The organism is Ruegeria atlantica (assembly GCF_013032455.1).
Lineage (GTDB): Bacteria > Pseudomonadota > Alphaproteobacteria > Rhodobacterales > Rhodobacteraceae > Ruegeria > Ruegeria atlantica_B.
In genome coordinates this window covers 1-1,681 of the sequence record NZ_WQCF01000035.1, presented here as the reverse complement: position 1 = coordinate 1,681, position 1,681 = coordinate 1, and the positions used below count along the sequence as shown (strand labels likewise).

Sequence of the window (1,681 nt, the reverse complement as noted above, 5' to 3'; positions counted from 1 at the left end):
AAACGCAAAATGAAGGTACTCGTGCCTGTCAAACGCGTGATTGACTACAATGTGAAGGTCCGCGTGAAAGCGGACGGGAGCGGAGTTGATCTCGCCAATGTAAAGATGTCGATGAACCCGTTCGATGAGATTGCCGTGGAAGAGGCGATCCGTCTGAAAGAGGCCGGCAAGGCAGACGAAGTCGTGGCCGTATCGATCGGCGTGAAGCAGGCGCAGGAAACACTGCGGACCGCACTGGCCATGGGTGCCGACCGCGCGATCCTGGTTGTTGCTGCAGATGACGTGCATCAGGACATCGAGCCGCTGGCCGTTGCGAAAATCCTGGCCAAAGTGGTCGAGGAAGAGCAGCCGGGTATCGTTCTTGCAGGCAAGCAGGCGATCGACAACGACATGAATGCCACCGGTCAGATGCTGTCGGCCCTGCTGGGCTGGTCGCAGGGCACCTTTGCCTCTGAGGTAGACATCGAAGGCGACAGCGCCAAGATCACCCGCGAGGTAGACGGTGGTCTGCAAACCATCAGCGTCAAGATGCCGACCATCGTGACCGTTGACCTGCGCCTGAACGAGCCGCGCTATGCGTCGCTGCCCAACATCATGAAGGCCAAGAAAAAGCCGCTGGATGAGAAAACCGCCGCCGATTACGGCGTCGACGTCACTCCGCGTCTGGAAGTCGTCAAAACCGAAGAGCCGCCAGCACGTGCTGCAGGCATCATCGTGGGCTCGGTCGACGAGCTGGTCGGGAAACTCAAAGAAGCGGGGGCTGTGTAATGGCTGTTCTTCTTCTCGCCGAAGTTAACAATGGTGAGCTGTCGCTGGACGCCACCGCCAAGGCCGTCAACGCCGCAAAGGCTCTGGGTGACGTAACCGTTCTGGCCGCAGGTGGGTCCGCCGCCGCTGCCGGTGAGGCCGCCGCCAAGATCGACGGTGTCTCCAAGGTTCTGGTTGCCGAAGACGAATCACTGGGTCACCGCCTGGCGGAATCGACCGCAGCTCTGATCGTGTCGCTGGCCGATGGCTACGAACACATCGTCGCCCCCGCCACCACCGACGCCAAGAACGTGATGCCGCGCGTTGCCGCGCTGCTGGACGTAATGGTGATCTCGGATGCGTCTGGCGTTGTTGACGGCTCGACCTTCGAGCGTCCGATCTACGCGGGCAACGCGATCCAGACCGTCAAGTCGAACGACGCCAAAAAGGTTGTCACCCTGCGGACCGCCAGCTTCGACGCGGCGGGCGAAGGCGGATCGGCGCCGGTCGAAACCATCGCAGTTCCGGGTTCCGAAGGTCTGTCGTCGTGGGTCGAGGACAAGGTTGCCGAGAGCGACCGTCCGGAACTGACCTCGGCTGGTGTTGTCGTTTCGGGTGGCCGTGGTGTTGGCTCGGAAGAGGACTTCAAACTGATCGAGGGTCTGGCCGACAAACTGGGCGCGGCTGTTGGCGCGTCGCGCGCTGCTGTGGACTCGGGCTATGCACCGAACGACTGGCAGGTGGGTCAGACCGGTAAGGTTGTTGCCCCTGATCTGTACGTTGCTGTCGGCATCTCGGGCGCGATCCAGCACTTGGCCGGTATGAAGGACAGCAAGGTCATCGTGGCGATCAACAAAGACGAAGAAGCGCCGATCTTCCAGGTCGCCGACTTCGGACTGGTCGCCGACCTGTTCCAGGCCGTGCCGGAACTGAC

Annotated in this window: 2 protein-coding genes; both read left to right on the top strand. The window is 61.5% G+C overall.

Translation table 11 applies throughout. The annotated features are described in order from the left end of the window. Positions 1–9 precede the first annotated feature (9 nt). On the top strand, positions 10–768 hold the full coding sequence (locus tag GOW93_RS20620; protein ID WP_170388280.1) for an electron transfer flavoprotein subunit beta/FixA family protein: 759 nt from the start codon (positions 10–12) through the stop codon (positions 766–768). Next, positions 768–1,681, top strand: a 914-nt coding sequence (locus GOW93_RS20615) for an electron transfer flavoprotein subunit alpha/FixB family protein (protein ID WP_170388277.1), incomplete at its 3' end; no start/stop codon positions are given. The genes GOW93_RS20620 and GOW93_RS20615, both read left to right, overlap by 1 nt.

Bases quoted from the DNA above. Each gene is read 5' to 3' on its own strand.
- GOW93_RS20620 (WP_170388280.1), top strand. From the start codon at position 10: ATGAAGGTACTCGTGCCTGTCAAACGCGTGATTGACTACAATGTGAAG.